19 protein-coding genes are annotated in these 20,730 nt (G+C 70.2%); 12 read left to right on the top strand and 7 right to left on the bottom strand.

The annotated features are described in order from the left end of the window. The 4 genes from ACO057_RS12580 to ACO057_RS12565 all read right to left on the bottom strand — a co-directional run. On the bottom strand, window positions 1-728 hold a 728-nt coding region (locus ACO057_RS12580), incomplete at its 3' end, for an FAD-dependent oxidoreductase (protein WP_421992186.1). An 86-nt stretch (window positions 729-814) separates the two neighbouring features. Next, window positions 815-2,419, bottom strand: a complete 1,605-nt coding sequence (locus tag ACO057_RS12575) for an acyl-CoA dehydrogenase family protein (protein ID WP_421992184.1) — start codon at window positions 2,417-2,419, stop codon at window positions 815-817. Further along, entirely contained in the window at window positions 2,416-3,537 is a 1,122-nt protein-coding gene (locus tag ACO057_RS12570) for an FAD-dependent oxidoreductase (protein ID WP_421992182.1), read from the bottom strand. Before ACO057_RS12570 ends, ACO057_RS12575 begins: the two co-directional genes overlap by 4 nt. 193 nt (window positions 3,538-3,730) lie before the next feature. Next, the gene (locus tag ACO057_RS12565) at window positions 3,731-4,330 is read right to left on the bottom strand and encodes a pyridoxamine 5'-phosphate oxidase family protein (protein ID WP_421992180.1); all 600 of its coding nucleotides are present in this window, start codon (window positions 4,328-4,330) and stop codon (window positions 3,731-3,733) included. Between the two features lie 99 nt (window positions 4,331-4,429). Here ACO057_RS12565 and ACO057_RS12560 point away from each other — a divergent pair, with 99 nt between their 5' ends. Then, window positions 4,430-5,323 carry a LysR family transcriptional regulator gene (locus ACO057_RS12560; RefSeq protein ID WP_421992178.1) on the top strand — a complete coding sequence of 298 codons (894 nt, stop codon included), beginning with the start codon at window positions 4,430-4,432 and terminating at the stop codon, window positions 5,321-5,323. A gap of 3 nt (window positions 5,324-5,326) precedes the next feature. Here the strand turns inward: ACO057_RS12560 and ACO057_RS12555 are convergent, their stop codons facing one another. Next, window positions 5,327-6,316 carry a tripartite tricarboxylate transporter substrate binding protein gene (locus ACO057_RS12555; protein ID WP_421992176.1) on the bottom strand — a complete coding sequence of 330 codons (990 nt, stop codon included), beginning with the start codon at window positions 6,314-6,316 and terminating at the stop codon, window positions 5,327-5,329. 86 nt (window positions 6,317-6,402) lie between these two features. Then, entirely contained in the window at window positions 6,403-7,389 is a 987-nt protein-coding gene (locus ACO057_RS12550) for a Bug family tripartite tricarboxylate transporter substrate binding protein (RefSeq protein WP_421992174.1), read from the bottom strand. Between the two features lie 118 nt (window positions 7,390-7,507). Between ACO057_RS12550 and ACO057_RS12545 the strand changes: the two genes are divergently transcribed. The 3 genes from ACO057_RS12545 (at window position 7,508) to ACO057_RS12535 (ending at window position 11,670) form a co-directional block, all read left to right on the top strand. Further along, window positions 7,508-8,122, top strand: a complete 615-nt coding sequence (locus tag ACO057_RS12545) for an RNA polymerase sigma factor (RefSeq protein WP_421992172.1) — start codon at window positions 7,508-7,510, stop codon at window positions 8,120-8,122. Between the two features lie 32 nt (window positions 8,123-8,154). After that, window positions 8,155-9,144, top strand: coding sequence for a FecR family protein (locus tag ACO057_RS12540; protein ID WP_421992170.1), 990 nt, complete (start codon window positions 8,155-8,157; stop codon window positions 9,142-9,144). Between the two features lie 108 nt (window positions 9,145-9,252). Further along, a complete protein-coding gene (locus ACO057_RS12535; protein ID WP_421992168.1) occupies window positions 9,253-11,670 on the top strand; it encodes a TonB-dependent siderophore receptor in 2,418 nt (805 codons plus the stop codon). 55 nt (window positions 11,671-11,725) lie between these two features. Here the strand turns inward: ACO057_RS12535 and ACO057_RS12530 are convergent, their stop codons facing one another. Further along, a complete protein-coding gene (locus tag ACO057_RS12530) occupies window positions 11,726-12,505 on the bottom strand; it encodes an enoyl-CoA hydratase (RefSeq protein WP_421992166.1) in 780 nt (259 codons plus the stop codon). 137 nt (window positions 12,506-12,642) lie between these two features. Here ACO057_RS12530 and ACO057_RS12525 point away from each other — a divergent pair, with 137 nt between their 5' ends. The 8 genes from ACO057_RS12525 (at window position 12,643) to ACO057_RS12490 (ending at window position 20,689) form a co-directional block, all read left to right on the top strand. Then, a complete protein-coding gene (locus ACO057_RS12525) occupies window positions 12,643-13,815 on the top strand; it encodes a CaiB/BaiF CoA transferase family protein (RefSeq protein ID WP_421992164.1) in 1,173 nt (390 codons plus the stop codon). Window positions 13,816-13,817: 2 nt separating this feature from the next. Further along, window positions 13,818-14,993, top strand: a complete 1,176-nt coding sequence (locus ACO057_RS12520) for an enolase C-terminal domain-like protein (protein WP_421992162.1) — start codon at window positions 13,818-13,820, stop codon at window positions 14,991-14,993. A gap of 116 nt (window positions 14,994-15,109) precedes the next feature. After that, window positions 15,110-16,186 (top strand): trypsin-like peptidase domain-containing protein, encoded by a 1,077-nt coding sequence (locus tag ACO057_RS12515; protein WP_421992160.1) that lies wholly within the window; start codon window positions 15,110-15,112, stop codon window positions 16,184-16,186. Between the two features lie 39 nt (window positions 16,187-16,225). Beyond that, window positions 16,226-16,906, top strand: coding sequence for a winged helix-turn-helix domain-containing protein (locus ACO057_RS12510; RefSeq protein ID WP_421992195.1), 681 nt, complete (start codon window positions 16,226-16,228; stop codon window positions 16,904-16,906). A 28-nt stretch (window positions 16,907-16,934) separates the two neighbouring features. Continuing rightward, window positions 16,935-18,341, top strand: coding sequence for an ATP-binding protein (locus ACO057_RS12505; RefSeq protein WP_421992158.1), 1,407 nt, complete (start codon window positions 16,935-16,937; stop codon window positions 18,339-18,341). 70 nt (window positions 18,342-18,411) lie between these two features. Beyond that, complete coding sequence (locus tag ACO057_RS12500; protein WP_421992156.1) at window positions 18,412-18,678, top strand: hypothetical protein; 267 nt, start codon at window positions 18,412-18,414, stop codon at window positions 18,676-18,678. A 58-nt stretch (window positions 18,679-18,736) separates the two neighbouring features. Further along, a complete protein-coding gene (locus ACO057_RS12495) occupies window positions 18,737-19,864 on the top strand; it encodes a YbfB/YjiJ family MFS transporter (protein ID WP_421992154.1) in 1,128 nt (375 codons plus the stop codon). Between the two features lie 66 nt (window positions 19,865-19,930). Beyond that, window positions 19,931-20,689: an SDR family NAD(P)-dependent oxidoreductase gene (locus ACO057_RS12490; RefSeq protein ID WP_421992152.1), complete on the top strand. Its 759-nt coding sequence runs from the start codon at window positions 19,931-19,933 to the stop codon at window positions 20,687-20,689. The last annotated feature ends 41 nt before the right edge of the window (window positions 20,690-20,730 follow it).

Below are 20,730 nucleotides of genomic sequence, written 5' to 3'. Positions count from 1 at the left end.
CGCGCGCCATCGCATCGCTCACCGCGCCGCAACCGCCGCGCGGGTGATACACGCCGTGCTCGTATTCGAGGAAGCTCAGGATGGTGAACAGCGACGGGCATTTGAACGGCGACATGCCGAGGTATTTCGTCTGGAAACCGAAGGCCAGGCGCACGCGCGGATCGGCGAAGTAGCGGCGCAGATCCTGCTCCACCTGCTGGTGCGGGCGCAGCTGCGGCAGGGCTCTTCATCACGCCCGGCGACATCATGTCCCGGCGTCGGAGGAAGGGGCGCTCGAGGAAGGGCTGGAAGACCTCCAGCTTGCGCCGATTGTCCTGCATGAAGCGGCGCAGTCCCGCCACGTCGCCGGGCGCGATGGCGGCAATGGCCGCCTCCATGCGTGGGATGTCCGAAGTGGCTTCCAGCACCGAATTGGTCTTGCCCTCGAAGATCAGCCGGTATTGCGGATCGAGGCGGATCAGATCGATCTCCTGGTCGAGATCGGCGCCGCAGGTCGCGAAGATCTCCTTCAGGATGCGCGGATAGAGGAAGAAGGTCGGCCCCAGATCGAAGCGATAGCCCTCGGGAGACGTCAGCGTGCGTGTGCGCCCGCCGACCACCTCATCCTTCTCGAAGAGCGTGACCCGCGCGCCGGAAGCGGCAAGCTGCATGGCCGCCGCAAGCCCCCCGGGGCCGGCGCCGATCACGGCGACGTGTGGCCGGTCGCGGCGCGCGTGAGGGGCGGACAACGGAGCGTTCATTCAAAACTAACCAGATGTTCATGAGAGATGTGGTGGTTCAATGAACGCGCAAGAGTTGCCTCCGGCGGCAATCGTCAGCCCGTATTGGCGGGCAGCAAAGCGAGCAGTTCGGCCGCCCCCAGGATTTCCGCGCAATGCGCCTGGGCGCGCGGCAGCAACCGGGCACGGTAGAAGTCGGAGATCGGGCCGTATCGGCCGTCGAGCTTCGCCGCCCGCGCCAGCAGGGCGCCGCCGAGCACCCAGCCGCAGGCCTCCAGATAGGGCGTGGCCGAGGCCGCGGCCTCCTCGGGCGAGGCGGCGAGGATCCAGCTCGTCGCGGATTCCAGCGCATCCAGCGCGGGGACGAGGCGGGCATCGGTCGCGCGCGCCTCGGCCAGCATGCCGCGCAGCACGGCGGCCTGGTCGCGCGGCAACTTGCGGGTGACGAGGTCGAGCGCCTGGATGCCGTTGGTGCCCTCGTAGATCGGCGCGATGCGGCTGTCGCGCAGCACCTGGGCCGCGCCGGTATCCTCCACGAAGCCCATTCCGCCATGCACCTGCACGCCGAGGCTCGCGGAATGCACGCCACGGTCGGTGCACCAGGCCTTCACGATGGGCGTCAGCAGCGCCAGCCGCGCCTCGGCGGTCGCATCGCCGAGCTTCGCGCGATCGGCGGCGACGGCCGCGTCCAGCGCGAGGAAGCGCCCGGCCAGCGTGACGGCACGGATCTCGGCCAGCATGCGCGCCACATCGGGATATTGCGCGATGGCGCGGCCGCCCTGCTCCCGCCCTTCGGCATAGGTCTCGGCGAGATGCAGCGCCCGCGCGCCCGCGGCCACACCCTCGATGCCGACCTGGAGGCGCGCATTGTTCATCATGGCGAACATGGCCGGCAGGCCGCGATGCGGCTCGCCGATCAACTCCGCCTCGGCGCCCTCGAAGAGCATGATGCAGGTGGGCGAGGCATGGATGCCGAGCTTGTGCTCGATGCCGCCGCAGCGCAGCGCATTGGGCGTGCCGTCGGGCCGCAGCGTCGTGGTGGCGAAGAGGCTGATGCCGCGCGAGCCAGCGGGCGCATCCGGCAGCCGCGCCAGCACCAGGTGCAGGCTGTTCGCGCAGAGATCATGCGCGCCGTAGGTGATGAAGATCTTCTGGCCCGTGAGCGCGTAGCAGCCATCGCCCAGGGGCTCGGCCTTGGTGCGCACGCCCGCGAGGTCGCTGCCCGCCTGGGATTCCGTGAGGCACATGGTGCCGTTCCAGCGGCCGCTCACCAGCTCCGGTAGCCATTTTTCCGCCTGATCGGGCGTCGCGTATTTCTCCAGCAGCTCGATCGCGCCGGCGGTCAGCGTGGGGCAGAGGGTGAAGGCCATGTCGGCCGTGGTCATGATCTCCTTCAGCGCGGCCCAGAGCGCGAAGGGCAGGGCCTGGCCGCCATGCTCTTCCGCGGCGCAGAGGCTCTGCCAGCCGCCCTCGATCCAGGCCGCATAGGCCGTGCGGAATCCGGGCGGGCAAGTGACGGTTCCATTCTCGAAGCGCGCGCCGATCCTGTCGGCGACGAGACGGCCGGGCTCGACCACCTCCGCCGCGAATTTCCGCATCTCCTCGAGCAGGGCCGCGATGTCCTCCGCGCCGAGATCGCTGTCCGGCATCGCGTGCAATTTCGTCAGCGCGAAATGGATGTCGTCGATTTGCGTCGTCATGCGGATACCACCTCGTCGCCCGCGGCCCAGGCGGGAATGAAGGCTTCCAGTTCCGGCTTCGCGATGGCCTGCGCGAGGCGCTGTCCGAGCACCGCGCCGAACTTGAAGCCGTGGCCGGAGAAGCCGGACATCACCCAGGCCCTGCGGGAGATTTTCTCCACCACGAAGCGCTCCTCCGGCTCCACGTCGTAGAAGCAGCTCGCGGCGCCGAGAGGGGTGAAGCGATCCAGCGCGGGAATGCGCCGGCGCGCGAGCTCCAGGATGCGCTCGGCCTCGCGCGGATCGGGCGTGCGGTCGGGATCGTCGGGATCGCCTTGCAGCGAGAAGCTATGGTCGCCGATCTTGAGCGGCGTGCCGGCCACGGGCGGCACCATGTAGAAGCCCCCGGAGAGATCGAGGATCATCGGCGCGCGGGCGAAGGTTTCCGCCAGTTCCGGCGGCGGCGCGAGGCGCACGAGCACCTGCTTCGAGGCCGTCACGCGCTGGCCGATGGAGGGCAGCAGCCGCGGAATCCAGGGGCCTGCCGCCACGACCAGCACCTCGGCGCTGCGGCGGCTGCCATCCTCCAGCACCAGCGTGGCATGAGCGGCATCCACGCGCACGGCGCGCGCCGTCTCGATCACCACGCCGCGTGCGACGACGTGCCTGGCCAGGGCGGCCACGATCCGGTCGGCCAGCAGCACCCCGCCCTCGGGGCACCAGAAGGCGCTGTCGAGGCCCTCGCCGGAGAGATAGGGAAAGCGCGCCGTGACCTCGGCGCCGGAGAGGTCGGTGATGGCACGGCCATCCTCGCGCAGGGCGGCGCGGCTGGCACGGATCCAGTCGCCGCCGGCCTCGTCCATGGCGAGGACGCCGGTCGGCACGTGGAGCACCTCACCCAGATCGGTCCAGAGCGCGTCCCAGGCGGCATAGGCCGCATCCACCATCCGCATATAGCCAGGCTGCGCGCCATAGGCGTGGCGAATGAGCCTGTGGTGATCCACCGAGGATCCGAGCGGATTGGGCGGCGGGGCCTGGTCCACCACCCGCACGGAGTAACCCTCGCGCAGCAGGCCCCAGGCCGTGCACAGACCCATGATCCCGGCCCCGAGGACCAGGGCAGTCGGACGCTTTTCCATCCCCCCATCCTGCCCGACCGGCCGGCGGCATGGAAGCACGCCGCGATGGCATGCCATCCACACGGCGTGCCAGCCTGCACGACACCAATCCGCGCGGGCCGTCGCGCCGCGGGCGGAATGTCACCCAGGCGCAAAGCCGGATGCAGGATCTGACACCGATCACTCTGGGCCAGGAGGGGGCCAGGACCGGAGGCTATTTCTGGCCCAGCGTCAGCCGCGCGACCTCCTCCTCCAGGGCCGCGATCCGGCGGTCGCGCACCGCCAGCGCGGCCGCCACATCCTTCGCCTCGAAGCGCTGCGGGATGTGCTGCTGGCAGTTCACGTCCCAGGCCTTGAGCCGGAAGACGATCGCCTGTTCCGGGATGGCCTTGTAGTCGGCGGGCCGGAGCGATTCCAGCAGCGCGGGATCGTCCTCCACCGCGCGCGCCTCGCCCCAGAGCTTGATGCGCCGGCGTTGCGCGTAGTCGATCAGGAAGAGAAAGGCCTTCGGATTCTCGGCGAGATTGCCGAGGGTGATGAACTGCCGGTTTCCCCGGAAATCCGCGAAGGCCAGCGTCTCGTCGTCCAGCACGCGGAGGAAGCCCGGCGGGCCGCCGCGATGCTGGATATAGGGCTGCCCCTGAGCGCTGGCGGTGGAGAGGAAGAAGCTGGTCTGCGCCGCGATGAACTCCGCGAGTTCAGGCGAGATCTGGCTGGGCCAGTCATTCGCCTCGAAGCGCGCGCGTGAGCCACGGCGGATCTGCACGGACTTCACGCTCGGCGAGAACAGGACGTCACCGGAACCACTGGTCATCTGCGAATCCTCCTGCGATGAGCCGGAAGCTGGCCCTCCCTCGCGCCAATGATAATTCGCTTTATAGGCACTTCATCATTGCTCTATTCGCAATGATCCATGGATCGCTTCGCCGCCATCTCGACCTTCATCGCCGTGGTGGACCGCCGGGGCTTCGCCCCTGCCGCGCGGCATCTCGGCCTCGCGCCTTCCGCGGTCACGCGCCAGGTGGCGGCGCTGGAGGAGCATCTCGGCGTGCGTCTGCTGCGGCGGACGACGCGCTCGGTCACCCTCACCGATGCCGGCGCGCGCTATCTCGACCGCGCGCGCCGCATCCTCGCCGAGCTGCAGGAGGCCGAGGCCTTCGCGCAATCCGAACAGCTGCGCCCGGTGGGCCGCCTCGTCGTGACGGCGCCGGCGGCCTTCGGGCGCCTGCATGTCGCGCCGCTGATGGCGGAATTCCTGCATCGCCACCCCGAGGTCCAGGGCGAGCTCCGTTTGTCCGATCGCTGGATCAGCCTGGTGGAGGAGGGCGTGGACCTCGCCGTGCGCATCGGCCACCTGCCGGATTCGGGGCTGGTGGCGCGGCAGGTCGGGCAGACGCGGCGGGTTGTCGTCGCCGCGCCCGGCTATCTGGCGCGGGCCGGCACGCCGCAGGCGCCGCGCGACCTGCTGCGCCACGACCTCATCCGCTTCTCCGGCTTCGACCGCCCGGAAGACTGGCATTTCGCGAAGGATGGCGTGGAGGAGCGCATCCCCGTCACGCCGCGCTTCACCACCAACAGCGCCGATGCCGCGATCTGCGCGGCGGAGCTGGAGGGCGGGCTGACGCGGGTGCTCTCCTACCAGGCGGCCGAAGCGCTGCGGGCCGGCCGGCTGGTGCGGGTGCTGGACGGATATGAGACGGAGGTCCGGCCCATCCAGATCGTCCGCCCGGCCGCGCGGCTGGTGCCGGCCAAGCTGCGCGCCTTCACCGAGATGGCGGTGGAGACGCGCGACTGGAACTTCGGCTGACGTTCAGCGCGCGCGCAGCCCCAGCGTGCGGACCGCATCGCGCTCCTCAGCCACCTGCTCGGCCAGGAAGGACGTGTAGTCGGCGGTGTTCTTGTACATCAGCGGCATGTCCAGCCGCTCGAGGATCGCCAGATGCTGCGGGTCGTGCAGCGCATCCTTGAAGCCGTCATGCAGCGCCGCGACCGTCGCGGGCGACATGCCGCGCGGGCCGACCAGCCCGTAGGGCGAGGCGAAGACCAGATTGGTGCCGGTCTCGCGCAGGGTCGGCGCCTGGGAGAAGCGGCGCGGCCGCTCGGCGCCCCAGGTGACGAGCAGGCGGAAGCTGCCATCCTCGACCATCGGCGCCCAGCCGCTGGAATCCACGGCGCAATCCACCTGGCCGCTCATCAGCGCCTGCACGTTCTCGCCCACGCCGCGATAGGGGACATGGGTCCACTTGATGCCCTGGTCGCGCGCGATGCGCTCCATGCCGATGAAGGCGGTGCTGGCGGCGCCGGCCGTGCCGTAGTTGATCTTGTCGGGATTGGCCTTGGCATAGGCCAGGAACTCCGCCCAGGTCTGCCAGGGCGCCTCCTTCCGGACCACCACGCCGATCAGATAGCCGGTGAGGTGGAGGACGGGCCCGCAATCCCGCGTCGGATCGGCGTCGATATCGCCCGTCATGAGCATGTTGCGGACGGCGGTGATGGGCAGGGTGGTGAGCGTCAGCCCGTCGGGCGCGGAGGTGCGCATCGTCTGGATGCCGAGCGAGCCGCTGGCGCCGGGGCGGTTCTCGACCATGACGGTCTGACCGAAGCGGCGCGTCGCGGCCTCGGCCAGCACGCGCATGTGCACGTCGGTGGAGCCACCCGGCGAGAAGGGCACGATGAGGCGGATGGGCCGCGCGGGCAGGCCGGCCTGTGCCTGGGCCTGGGCGAGACGCGGCGCGGCAAGGGCGGCGCCAGCGCCGCCCAGCAGGAGGCGGCGACCGATGGGGGCGTGATGTTGCTTCATGGCGTTTCCAATCGAGGGCTCGCGCGACGAGGTCGCATGGAAAGGCATGCGGGACAAATCATCCGCCACGCCCTGAGCCCTGCCGGCTAATCGAGCTTGATGCCGGCCGTCCGCATGATGCCGGCATAGCGTTCCGCATCGCGCCGCAGCAGGTTCGTCGCATCCTGCTGCGAGCCGCCGCCGGGAATGAAGCCGGCATCGCGGATCTTGGACCGTACCGAGGGATCGGCCAGCGCCTTGTTCACGCCGGCCACCCATCGGGCCGCGATCTCGCCCGGCAGGCCACCGGGGCCCATGATCATGTACCAGACATTGGCGTCGAAGCCGGGGAAGCCCCGCTCGGCGACGGTCGGCACGTCGGGCAGCCACTCCACCCGCTCGGGCATGGTCACGGCGACGGCGCGCACGCGGCCCGCGCGGATATGCGGCAGGTAGGTGGGCAGGGTGTCGAAGGCGATATCGATGCGCCCGGCGAGGATTTCCGTCACCGCCTGGCCCGTGCCGCGGAAGGGCACGTGGGTCATCTGCAGCCCGGCCTGGGCCGAGAGCAGCTCCGCCGTCAGGTGCTGCTGGGTCGCGACGCCGGAGGAGGAGTAGTTCAGCTTGCCCGGATTGGCCCGCGCATGCGCGAGGAAGCCGTCGAAATCCTGCGCGGGCGAGCTCAGCGGGACCACGCCCACCAGCGGCACCGTGCCGGCCAGCACGACGGCCGTCTGGTCGCGATAGATGTCGAAGGGCGGCGGGTTCAGCAGCGGCGGCACCACGGCCGAGGCGCTGACCGTCGTCATCAGCATGGTGTAGCCGTCGGGCCGGGCGCGGGAGAGCTGCGCGACGGCCAGTGTGCCCGAGGCGCCGGGCCGGTTCTCCATGGCGAGGGCCTGGCCGTTCAGCTCCTCCTGCAGGGTCGGCTGCAGGGCGCGGGCGATGATGTCCGTGCCGCCGCCGGGCGCGAAGGGGATCAGGAAGGAGACGCTGCGATTGGGATAGCCGCTCTGGGCCTGGGCCCGGGTTTGCGGAAGGACCAGGGACGGCGCGGCGAGCGCACCCAGCATCAGGCTGCGGCGATGGACCATGGATGTGTTTCCTCGACGGTATTTCCGCGGAGGCTAACGCGCGGCGAGGCGGCGCGTCCACGACACCACCTTGTTGACATTGATAATGATTCTCATTATCCGGCTTCCAGGGCCACCGATGGCTCTCCCCCTTCTCGCGGGACAGGAGCACGCCTCGCAGCATGGCCAGCCTTCCCGCGCCGCAATCCCGCGCCGCACCGCCGCCGCCTGCGAATCCATGACGTCGCGCGCGGTTGATTTCGTCCGCCTCTTCACGGCCGAGCGGGGGCGACTGCTCGGGCGCCTGAGCCGGCGCACCGACTGCCCGGCCACGGCCGCCGACATCGTTCAGGACATCTTCCTTCGCCTCTGGGAGCGGACGACCGAGGCCACCGGCAACCCGGCCGCCTATCTCAACCGCAGCGCCCGCAACGCGGCCATCGACCACCTCCGCGCCGAGCGGGTCCGCGCCGCCCATGTCGCCGGACTGACGCCCGAGCAGCATGCGCCGGCCGTCGCGCCCACACCCGAGGCGCTGCTCGAGGTCCGCGACCGGCTCGACCGGGTGGACGAGGCGATCCGGCGCCTGCCCGAGCGCACGCGCGACATCTTCCTCCTGCACAGGATCCACGGGCGCGGCTATGGGGAGATCGCCGGGGTCATCGGCATCTCCGTCAGCGGTGTGGAAAAGCACATGGCCCGCGCGGTCGAGGCCTGCCGGCGCAGCATCGCGGGTGAGGATTGGCCCTGCTGAAACGTCGAAACCGGGGAGAGGAACGCGCGACCATGTCCGACCGCCCACTTCCCGATCCCGAAGCGGCCATCCGGGCCGAGGCGGCGGCCTGGTTCACCCGCCTGCGCGGCCCGGCCACCACCGCCCAGCGCCGCGAGTTCGAGGGCTGGCGCGCGGCGAGCCCGAAGCACGCGCGCGCCTTTGACGAACTGGAAACCGCGTGGTCCGCCACGGCGGCACCCGGCCAGCGCGTCGCCGAGGAGCAGGCCGGCCGGCTGGACTTTTTCCTGGCTGCCATGGATGCGGAGAAGCTCGCCCGACGCCGCAAGACCACCCGGCGGGCGATGGGTGCGGGCGCAGCCCTGCTGCTCCTGCTCGGCGCGGGCACCTGGTTGGAGCGGCCGAGCCTGCTCCAGGACCTCGCCACCGACCATGTCACCACACGCGGCGAACGCCGCCAGATCGCCCTGCCCGACGGGTCCACCGCGCTGCTCGACGCCGACAGCGCCCTGGCATCTGCCTATACGGCCGGGGAACGCAGGGTGCGGCTGCTGCGTGGGGTCGCCTATTTCGAGGTCTGGCCCTCGGCCGTGCCCTTCCTGGTCGAGGCCGTTGGCGGCGAGATCCGCGTCCTCGGCACGAAGTTTGACGTCCGCGTCCTGGGCGACGAGGCTGTCGTCACCCTGGCGGAGGGCCGCGTCGCCGTCACGGCCAGCGGCGCGCGCGCCGTGCTCGAACCGGGGCAACGCCTGCGCTTCGGGCAGAACGGCCTGCAGCCGGTGGAGCCTGCGAACCTGGACCAGGATCTCTCCTGGCGCGACGGCCGCTTCGCTTTCTACCGCATGCCGCTCGCCGAGGTGCTGGAGGAGGTCGGCCGCTATCGCCCCGGCCGTATCCTGATTCTCGACCATGCCCTCGGCGCGCGCCAGGTGAGCGGCAGCTTCCCCCTGGCGGATACGGATGCCGCCCTGGCCTCGCTCCAGGCCAGCATCGGCTTCCAGATGCGCAGGCTGGGCGGGCGTCTCGTGGTCATTTCGCCCTGACCGGAAAAAATTTCGTTCGCCCGGTGAGGGAGCCGCCGCCTGGCCCGTGAAGGAGATGAGGGGGCCGCTCGGCGCCCGCATGTTCCGATGTGGCGAGGGGTTGTCCGGATGAGAAGGCAGTGGGCGAAGCGGCGTTGGGCCGTGCTGTTGGCGAGCACCTTCCTGGCGCCCCTTGCGATCCCGGTGGGCATCGCGCAGGCTCAGGAAGCGCGCCTCTTCAGCTTCGACGTCCCCACCCGGCCCGTGCCCGATGCGCTGAACGAGATCGGTCGCGTCACCGGCCTCTCCGTGGTCTTCACCGAGACGGTGCCGCGGACGGTCATCGGCCGCCCCGTTTCCGGTTCGATGAGCGCGCAGCAGGCGCTGGCCACCATGCTGGGCGGCACGGGCTATGCCTTCCGCTTCTCGGCGTCGGACACGATCACCATCTTCTCCGCCAGCGTTTCGGGTGCGGCGGATGGCGCCGTCCAGATCCCCGAGCTGCTGGTCGAGGGTGACCGCTCGCTGGGCCAGCTCGGCCGGCCGATGCGCCCCTATGCCGGCGGCCAGGTGGCGACGGGCGGGCAGCTTGGCCTGCTGGGCAATCGCAGCGTGATGGACTCACCCTTCAGCCAGACGAGCTACACCTCGCAGACCATCGAGGACCAGCAATCGCGCAGCGTGGCCGACGTGGCGCGCAACGACGCCTCGGTGCGCAGCACCTGGGCGGACGGCAGCTACTCCAACCAGTTCTTCATCCGCGGCTTCTCTCTGGCGAATGCCGATATCGCGATCAACGGGCTTTACGGCCTCGTGCCCTTCCAGATGTCCGGCGTCTCCTGGGTCGAGCGCGTGGAAATCCTGCGCGGACCGAGCGCCCTGCTCTCCGGGATGCCGCCGCAGGGCAGCATCGGCGGCACCATCAACCTCGTCACCAAGCGCGCGGCCGAGGAGCCGATCACCCGGCTGACGCTGGGCTACGCCTCCAACAGCCAGTTCGGCGCGCATGTGGACGTCTCGCGCCGTTATGGCGAGAACCGCGAATGGGGCATGCGCTTCAACGGCGCCTATAGCGGCGGGGACACGGCCGTCTCGGGCCAGGCGAACCGGCTGGGCGAGATGGCCCTCGGCCTCGACTATCGCGGCCAACGGCTGCGGGTCTCGGCCGATATCGCCTACCAGCGCAACGAGTCCGACAATCCGGCGCGGCCCATCTATGCGCGGGCGGGTTTCCAGATCCCGCGCGCGCCCAGCGCCTCGGCCAATCTCGGACAGAACTGGTACAACTCGCACAGCGACGACACCTTCGGCATGCTGCGCGCCGAATACGACGTCACCGACAACATCACGGCCTATGGCGCCTTCGGCACGCGGCGGAACAGCTTCCTCGGCCTCTACAATTTCATCTACATCAAGAACGCGGCCGGCGACTTCGACGCGAACAACTACTACCAGCCGAACTACACCACCTCCTACACGGGCGAGGTCGGTGTGCGCACGCGGTTCACCACCGGGCCGGTCCGCCATGAGGTCACGCTCAGCGCCACGCGTCTCTGGTACGAGACGGGCAACCTGGCGCCGGTCATCTCGACCTTCAGCTCGAACATCTTCAACCCGCGCGCCTTCCCCATGCCGAGCCTCGCGGGCCGCGCCTTCACCGCGCCGCGCACGGGCGAGGCGACGCTGACCAGCGTGGCGCTGGCCGACAACCTCTACTTCCTCGACGACCGCGTGCAGCTCATCCTGGGAGCGCGCCACCAGAACGTGCGCCAGGCGAGCTTCAGCGCCACGACCGGCCAGCAGACCGCCCGCTATGACGAATCCGCGCTGACGCCGGCGGTGGGCCTCGTGCTGCGGCCCTGGCGCGACGTCACCCTCTACGCGAACTACATCGAGGGGCTGAGCCAGGGTCCGGCGGCGCCGGTCGGCTCGGTGAATTATGGCGAGGTCTTCGCGCCCATCCGCTCGCGGCAATACGAGGTCGGCGCCAAGTATGATTTCGGCCGCGTGCTGGCGACCCTGGCGCTCTTCCGGATCGAACAGCCGAGCGGCCTGCTGGATACGCGCACCAACCGCTACGCGGTCGAGGGCGAGATCCGCAACCAGGGCGTGGAACTCAGCCTGATGGGCGAGGTCTCGCCCGCAATCCGCCTCCTTGGCGGCGTCACCTTCATGCGCGGCGAGCAGACGCGCACCGCCAACCGCATCAACGACGGCAAGACGGCGATCGGCATTCCCGACACGCAGCTCAACCTCGGTGCCGAGTGGGATACGCCCTTCTTGCCGGGCCTCACCCTGGGGGGACGGCTGATCCACACCTCCTCGCAATTCGCGAGCGCCGACAACACGCAGAGCATTCCCGCCTGGACCCGCGTCGACATCAACGCGCGCTACCGCTTCGAGCGTGCCGGCGGCCATCCGGTCACGCTGCGCGCGGGGATCGAAAACCTCTTCGGCGAGAACTACTGGGCCGCGGCCTCATCCAACTTCGGGCTGGCGCGCGGGGCTCCGCGCACCTTCCTGATGTCGGCGACCTTCGACTTCTGATGTCTGATCGCAGGCTTCAGGCCTGCGGCGCCTGCGCGCTTGCGGTCATCCTGCTCTAGGTGCCCGTCCACTTCGCGGGGCGGCGCGCGAGAAAGCTCTCCACGCCCTCGGCGAAATCCTTGCTGGTGAAGCACATCTCCACGAGGTCATCGCCGTGGATCTCGCGCAGCGGCGCGCGCAGGCGGCGCATCGCCTCCTTGGTGGCGCGCATGGTGAGCGGCGCGTGGGTCATGATGACCCGCGCCAGCTCCTCGGCGCGGGCCTGGAGCGCCGCGTGGTCGGGCAGGATCTCGCTGAGCAGGCCCACGGCCTTCATCTCCTCGGCGCCCAGCAGCCGCGCGGTATAGATCAGGTCCATCACCCGCGCGGGGCCCATCATCACCGCGAGCCGGGCATAATTGGCCATGGAGAGGCAGTTCCCCAGCGTCTTGGCGATCGGGAAGCCGAAACGCGCATTGGCCGCGCCGATCCGCAGGTCGCAGACGGAGGCGATGGCCGCGCCGCCGCCGGTCGCCGCACCCGCGATCGCCGCGATGGTCGGCTTCTGGCAGTTCTCCAGCGCCGTCATGATGCGGTCGATCTTCTCCTCATAGGCGAGGGCGTCGGCCGCGGTCTTGAAATTGGTGAACTGGCTGATGTCGGTCCCGGCGGCGAAGGCCTTCTCGCCCGCCCCGGTGATGACGATGACCTTGATACTGTCATCGGTATTCGCCTCGGTGGCGAGCCTGTAGAGGCCCTCATACATCGGGAAGGTCATCGCATTGCGCGCCTGGGGGCGGTTGAGCGTCACGAAGACGATCCCGTCCCGCTTCTCGATCAGAAACTCGTCGGACATGTGGCAGTTCCTTCAACCAGGGACCGGCTCCGCGGGCAGGCCCGGGAAGCCAGGGTCAGGCGACAAAAATCCCCCCAGGGTTGCAGTGATCGGCTTGCGGTGGAAGATGCGGGCCAAGTTCAGGAGAATTCCTCATTATGATGCCGCTCGCCCGCTTCACCGTCCTCGACCTCACACGCGTCCGTTCCGGCCCGACCTGCGTGCGCCAGCTCGCGGATTGGGGCGCCAACGTCATCAAGATCGAGGCGACGGACGAGATGGACACCGGCAAGGGCCTGGGCGGCGAGCGCGACGGGCCGGACTTCCAGCACGTCCACCGCAACAAGCGGGCCATGACGCTGAACCTGAAGTCTCCCGAGGGCCTGGCCGTCCTGAAGAAGCTGGTCGAGAAGGCCGATGTGGTCGTCGAGAACTTCCGGCCCGACGTGAAGACCCGCCTGGGGATGGATTACGAGGCCCTTTCGGCGGTGAATCCGCGCATCGTGTTGGGCTCCATCTCCGGCTTCGGCCAGGACGGCCCCTATGCCCGCCGCCCCGGCTTCGACCAGATCGCCCAGGGCATGGGCGGGCTCATGTCCGTCACCGGCCTGCCCGGCCAGGGCCCGGTCCGCGCCGGCATCCCCGTCGCCGACCTCACCTCGGGCCTCTATTGCGCCATCGGCATCCTGGTGGCGCTGCTGGAGCGCGAGCAGACCGGCAAGGGCCGCTGGGTCCATGTCAGCCTGCTCGAATCCATGATCGCCATGATGGACTTCCAGGCGACCCGCTGGACCATGAAGGGCGACGTGCCGAAGCAGGCCGGCAACGACCACCCCACGACTATCCCGACCGGCCTGTTCAAGACCTCCGACGGGGTGATGAACATCGCCGGCGGCGGCCAGGTGATGTGGGAGCGCATCGTGAATGTGCTCGGCATCCAGGAGGAGGCCAAGGACCCCGACATCGCCACCGACAAGCTGCGGAGCCAGAACCGCGCCAAGGTCAACGCGGTGCTGGAGAAGGTGACGCAGACCGACACTTCCGCCAATTGGGTCGCGAAGTTCAACAAGGAAGGCGTGCCCTGCGGCCCGGTCTATTCGATGGACCAGGTCTTCGCCGACGAGCAGGTGAAGCATCTCGGCGTCGAGATGACGCTGGCCCATCCGCGCCTCGGCGACCTCAGCGTCGTGCGCGCGCCGATGCAGATCTCGGGCGTGGAATGCGCGAAGAACCCGACGCCCGATCGCGGCCAGCACACCGACGAGGTCCTGGCCGAATTCGGCTTCTCCGCGGAAGCGATCGCGGCGCTGCGATCCACGAAGGCCATCTGACCATGAAAATAACCTCCATCCGCCAGGGCGTGGTGCCGATCGCGAGCGATATCGCCAACGCCTATATCGACTTCTCGAAGATGACGGCGAGCGTCGTCGCCATCACCGTGGAGTCCGGCGACGGCCGCAAGGCGACCGGCTATGGCTTCAACAGCAATGGCCGTTACGCGCAGCCGGGCCTGCTGTCGGAGCGCTTCGTCCCGCGGCTGGAGGCGGCCGGGGAACTCCCCGGCCATGCCGATGGCGGCTTCGATCCCATCCCCGCCTGGACGGCGATGATGAAGAACGAGAAGCCCGGCGGCCATGGCGAGCGTTCCGTCGCCGTCGGCGTGCTCGACATGGCGCTGTGGGACGCGGCGGCGAAGCTCGCGAACCTGCCGCTGTGGAAGCTGCTGGCCCGGCGCTACAACGGCGGCAAGCACGATGAATCCGCCTGGGTCTATGCGGCCGGCGGCTACTACCATCCGGGCAAGGACATCGAGGGCCTGGTCGAGGAGATGAAGCGCTACCTCGGCATGGGCTATTCGACCGTGAAGATGAAGATCGGCGGCTCGCCCGGCATGCCGCTGCGCGAGGCCCTGCTGCTCGATATCGGCCGGATCGAGGCGGTGCTGAAGCTCCTGGACGGCGACGGCTCGCGCCTTTGCGTGGACGTGAACGGCCGCTTCGGCCTGCACGCCGCGCTCAGCTACGCCGCGGCCATCCAAGGCTTCGGTCTGCGCTGGTACGAGGAGCCGCTGGACCCGCTGGACTACAGCACCCACGCCACCCTGGCCGAGCAATACGTCCCGCCCATCGCGACCGGCGAGAACCTGTTCAGCATGGTCGATGCGCGCAACCTCATCCGCCATGGCGGGCTGCGGCCGGATCGCGACATCCTGCAGATGGACCCCGCCCTCTCCTATGGGCTCGTGGAATACCTCCGCACCCTGCAGATGCTGCGCGAGCATGGCTGGAGCGCGCGCCGCTGCGTGCCGCATGGCGGGCACCAGTTCGCCCTCAACATCGCGGTCGGCCTCGGGCTGGGCGGCAATGAGAGCTACCCGGAGGTCTTCGCCCCCTTCGGCGGCTTCGCCTCGGGGGTGCCGGTCAACGACAGCCGCGTGAAGATGCCGGACGTCCCCGGCGTGGGCTTCGAGGCGAAGAACGAGCTCTGGGCCGTGCTGAAGGACCTCTGAGGGCACTCGCAACGGGCGCGCAACGTCGCGCGCCGCGCTTGCATCCCGCGGGAATCTGCGCAGATCATGAAATCCGGCCCGAGTCGGGCCGCCATAGGGATCCGCCAGAAAGTACGATGGAGCCGCTCTCCTCCCCCCATGTCAGCCGCCGGCGCGCCCTGTTCGGCGGTCTCATGCTGCCCCCCGTCCTCGCCGGCTGCGGCACCTCCGCCATCGCCCAGCGCGGCGCCGCCTTCGATTTCGCCGATGTCGCCGAGCGGGTCCTGCCCGCCGTGGTCAACATCGCCGTGTCCGGCGAGCAGACCGTCCAACCCCCCGCCGAATTCCGCGGCACGCCCTTCGAACGCTACTTCCGCGGCCGCCGCGAGCGCGTTCAGGGCGCCGGCTCGGGCTTCGTCATCGATCCGGCGGGCTATGTCGTCACCAACAACCACGTGGTCGGCAACGCCCAGCGCGTGACCATCTCCATCCAGGGCGGGCAGGAGCTCCCGGCCCGGGTCGTGGGCAGCGACGAGCTGGCGGACCTGGCCCTGCTGCGCGTGGAAAGCCGCACCCCGCTGGTCGCCGTCACCTGGGGCAACAGCTCGGCCATGCGCGTCGGCCAATGGGTGCTCGCCGCCGGCAATCCCTTCGGGCTGGGCGGCAGCGTGACCTCGGGCATCCTTTCGGCCCGCGGCCGCGATATCGGTGCCGGCCCCTTCGACGACTTCCTGCAGACCGATGCGGCCATCAATCCGGGCAATTCCGGCGGGCCCCTCTTCAACCTCGCCGGCGAGGTCATCGGCATCAACACGGCGATCTATTCGCCCTCCGGCGCCAATGCGGGAATCGGCTTCGCCACCCCCTCCGACCTCGCCCGCCCCGTGATCGAGATTCTCCGGCGCGACGGAAAGGTGGAGCGCGGATGGCTTGGCGTTCAGGTTCAGGACCTCCCGGCCGAGGACCCTCGATCGGGCCGGCGCGCGGTGCTCATCGCGGGCGTCGAACGCGTCGGACCCGCGGGACGCGGCGGTTTGCGCGTGGGGGACGTGGTGATCGCGATCAATGGCGAGCGCACCGAAACCTCGCGCGGGCTGGTCCGCAGCATTGCCGCCGTGCCCCCCGGACAGACCGTCCGCTTGACGGTTCTGCGAGACGGACGCACGCAAGATCTCAGCCTCCAGGTGGGACGCCGGCCTCCCGGACCTGGATGATATTTTGGCCGGTCCGGATTGAAGGACCCAGATCACATGATGCGCATCCTTCTGGTGGAGGACGACGTCGAAGTCGCCCGCTTCGTGAAGAAGGGATTGCAGGAGGCCGGCCACACGGTGGAGCACGCGCCCAATGGGCGGGACGGGCTTTTCCTCGCGGCCTCCGAATCCTTCGACATGCTGGTGCTGGACCGGATGCTTCCTGGCGGCGTCGATGGCGTCCGCCTGGTCGAGACGCTGCGCCAGCAGGGCAACCGCACCCCGGTGCTCTTCCTCTCGGCGCTTTCGGCCGTGGATGAGCGGGTGAAGGGCCTCAAGGCCGGCGGCGACGACTATCTGGTCAAGCCCTTCGCCTTCGCCGAGCTGCTGGCCCGCGTCGAGGCCCTCGGCCGCCGCCCCTCCTCGGAGGCGCCGGTGACCAAGCTGAAGGTGGCCGACCTCGAGCTCGACCTGCTCTCCCGCACCGTCACGCGCGGCGGGCGCAAGATCGACGTCCAGCCCCGCGAGTTCCGCCTGCTGGAGCATCTGATGCGCCATGCCGGCCAGGTGGTGACGCGCACCATGCTGCTGGAGAAGGTGTGGGACTACCACTTCGACCCCCAGACCAACGTCATCGACGTGCATGTGAGCCGCCTGCGCCAGAAGCTGGACAAGGGCTTCGACAAGCCGCTGATCCATACGGTGCGCAATGCCGGCTACATGATCCGGGCCGAGGCTTGATCGCAGCATCGGTCCGGCCTTCGCAGACATGAGCGAGGCGCCCCGCATTCCGGGAATCCGGCCTGCCGCGCCCCGCCTGCTGCAATCGGCCGGATTTCGCTTCGCCCTTCTCTTCGTCGCGATCTTCTCGGTCGCGGCGGGCTTCCTCGTGGCCGTGCTCTGGTGGGCGACCGCCGGCGCGCTGGACCGGCAGACCATCGCCTCCATTCGCACCGACGAGACCACCCTCGTCGAGCGCTTCCGCGAGCAGGGCACGACCGGCCTCATCGAGGGCATCGAGGAGCGCCTGGCCCTCGATGCCCAGAACGAGGCCATCTACCTCCTCACCGACGAGAACGGCCGCCGGATCGCCGGCAATCTGCGCGACTGGCCGACCGCGATCGGCGAGGACGGCGCCTGGTTCCGCACCCGCATCCAGCATGACGGTGCGGTGGCCGAGGCGCGCGTGCATCGCCGCGACCTCCCCGGCCTGCGCCTGCTGGTCGGCCGCGACGAGAGCGAGCGCGTGCAGCTTCGCCTGCTGCTCACCGAGGGCGTGGTCTGGTCGCTCGGCGCGGTCCTGCTCTTCGCAGGGGTGGGCGCCGCGCTGATCCGCCGCGCCCTGCAGGCCCGGATGCGCCCGGCGGTGGCGACCGCGCTCGGTATCGCGGGCGGCGATCTCTCCCACCGCGTGCCGATCTCCGGCCAGGGCGACGAGTTCGACCGGCTCGGCGCCACCATGAACGACATGCTGGACCGCATCGCCGCCTTGATGGCCGGGCTGCGCAGCGTGTCGGACGCCATCGCCCACGACCTGCGCACGCCCATCGCCCGCGCCCGCGCGAAGATGGAGGAGAGCCTCACCACCGCCTCCGGCGAGCCGGAGCTGCGCGCGGCGATGGAGGAGGGGATCGCCGATCTCGACAACATCACCCGCGTCTTCCAGGCCCTGCTGCGCATCGCCGAGGCCGAGGCCGGCGCCCGCCGCGCCGCCTTCGCGCCGCTCGACCTGCCCGAGGTGCTGAGCGATGCCGCCGAATTCTACGAGGCCATGGCCGAGGCGCGCGACCAGCGTCTGGAGACGGCCCTGCCCGAGCACCTGGCCCTGGTGGGCGACCGCGACCTGCTGCTTCAGGCCGTGGCCAATCTGCTGGACAACGCCATCAAGTTCTCGCCGCCGGGCGGGGTGATCCGGCTGGCGGCGCGCGAGACCTCCGCCCAGGTCGAGATCTCGGTGAGCGATTCCGGCCCCGGCCTCTCGCCGGAGGATCGCATCTACGCGCTCGACCGCTTCTACCGCGCCGATGCCTCGCGCCATCAACCGGGCTCCGGCCTGGGGCTGTCGCTGGTTCGCGCGGTGGCGCAGCTGCATGCGGGAGAGGTGCGGCTGGACGATGCGATGCCGGGGATGGACCCGCCCGGGCTGTGTGTTTCGATCTGCCTGCCAAAGCCCTGAAATTCCGAATGAACAAGGCTTCACGGCCGGCCCATCGGGGGGTGACGCCGGGCAGTGCATTTCCCGGGTCATGCATTGGCTGCTCGTCCTGCCGGTATCCTCGGTCGCCGTCCTCCCCATCCAGTCGGATCGCCCGTTGCGGATGACGACCGAGAGCGCGGAATATTGCCAGGCCCTCGCCGCACGGCTGGCCGTGGCGCCCCTCGCCGCGGCGGAGGTGCCGCGCAGCCTGGGCGAGGAAGGCCGACATCTCTGCGCCGGCGGCCATTACCGCGTCGGCATCGCCAAGCTGCGCCGCGCGATCCGCGCGGCCCAGGCGAAAGCGCAGGGCGGATAGGCCGACCCGGTCTTTCGCCCACTCCCCAAATCTTCGCGGCGGGCGCAGGCTTGCCGGGATGGCCCTGCCGAACTCCCTGACCCCCGCCTTTGCCGGAGCGGCGACGACCTGCGCGGGCAATGGCCTCGCCCGTTTCGCCTTCGTGCCGCTCTTCCCTGCGCTGGTGACGGCCGGCTGGGTCACCGGCGCGCAGGCGGGCGCGCTGGGGGCGGCCAATCTCGCGGGCTACCTGCTGGGGGCCTTGAGCGCGCAGATCGTGGGCCGGCGCCTCGGCACGCGCCCGGCGCTGGGCGCGGGCATGGCCGGGCTGGTGGTATCGCTGGCCCTCTGCGCGATTCCGGGCGGCGTGTTCTGGCTGCTGCCCTGGCGCTTTCTGGCCGGGGTGGCGGCGGGGATCCTGATGTCGCTGGCCGGGCCGGCGGCGCAGCGCGCGGCGCCGCCCTCGCTGCGTGGCACGGCCTCGGGCATCGTGATGGGTGGCGTGGCGGCGGGCATCGCGGCCGGCGCGCTGGCGGTGCCCCTGCTGCTGCTGGTGGGGCCGAGCACGGCCTGGCTGGGCCTCGCGGGGCTGGTCGCGCTTCTCTGGATCTATGCCCAGCCGCGCTTTCCGGCCGATCCCGGCGGGCGGGCGGATGGCGGCAAGCCGCCGCTCATGCCCTTCCTCCTGCTCGCCTACGCGCTCTCGGGCGCGGGGCTGGTGCCGCACATGATCTACCTGGCGGATTTTGCCGCGCGCGGCTTCGGCCTGGGGGTGACCGTCGGCAGCGGCATCTGGCTGATCTTCGGCCTGGGCGGCATGGCCGGCACGCTGCTGGGCGGCCGCGCGGCCGATCGCCTGGGCGGGGCGGCGGCGGCGCGCATCGGCCTCGCCGTCCAGGTGACGGCCCTCGTGCTGGCGCTGGTGCCCTGGTGGCCGGCGCTGATCGTCTCGGCGCTGGCGGGCGGCTTCGCGGCGGTCGGCATCTCGGCCATCACCCTCGCCTGGGCGCGGGAGCTGGCCGGGCCGGCGACGGGCGCGCTCTGGGTGCGCGCGACGGTGAGCTTCGCGGTGACCCAGGCCGCCATGGGCTTCGGCTTCGCCGCGCTCTTCGGCGCGACGGGCGAGAGCCACCACGCGGTCTTCCTGGGCGGGCTGATCTTCTCGGTGCTGGGCCTCGCCGCCACCCTGGCGCCGCATCGGCGCTGAGGCCGGATTGCCGATCCGCCTGGGGCTGTGCAGTTTGACCGTCCCATCGCCTCACGGAGACCGTTCATGCCCGAAGCTTCCCGCGTCATCCTCGTCACCGGCGCCGCCTCGGGCATCGGGGCCGCCTGCTGCCGGGCATTGGCCGCGCCGGGCACGGCCCTGCTGATCCACACGCGCAAGAATGCCGAGGGCGCCGAGGCTGTCGCGCAGGAGGTCCGCGCGCTGGGGGCCCAGGCCGAGGTGATCCTGGGCGATATCGGCGAGCCGAACGTCCCCGCCGCGCTCATCGCACGGGCGCAGCGCGCCTTCGGCGGGCTCGACGTGGTGGTTGCCAATGCCGGCTTCGCGGACAAGACGCCGCTGGCGCAGTCCGACGACGCGCTCTTCGCCCGCAGCATCGACACCATCCTCTGGGGCTTCACGCGGCTTTCGCGCGCGGCGGTGCCGGCGATGCAGGGGCGCAAATCCCCGCGCATCATCGCCATCTCCTCCTTCGTGGCGCATGTCTTCCGCAAGGGCGTGACGACCTTCCCGGCGAGCGCCGCGGCCAAGGCCGGCGTCGAGGCGCTGGTGCGCGCTCTGGCCGTCGAGACCGGGGCGGACGGCATCACGGTCAATGCCGTGGCGCCGGGCTTCACGCGCAAGGATCCGGGCGCGCATGCCGCCTATAGCGAGGAGCAGTGGAAGCAGGTGGTGGCCAATATCCCGCTCGGCCGTCTCGGCACGCCCGACGACGTGGCCGCGATGGTCGCCTTCCTGGCTTCGCCAGCGGCGGACTACGTCACGGGCCAGGTGATCCACGTGAATGGCGGGCTGGTGGGTTAGGCAAGATGTCGGTGGCGGGCATCTGACAAGGTCAACCTTCG

The sequence above is a fragment of the Roseococcus sp. genome, assembly GCF_965227005.1.
Classification (GTDB): domain Bacteria; phylum Pseudomonadota; class Alphaproteobacteria; order Acetobacterales; family Acetobacteraceae; genus Roseococcus.
This window is presented reverse-complemented; position numbering and strand designations above follow the sequence as displayed.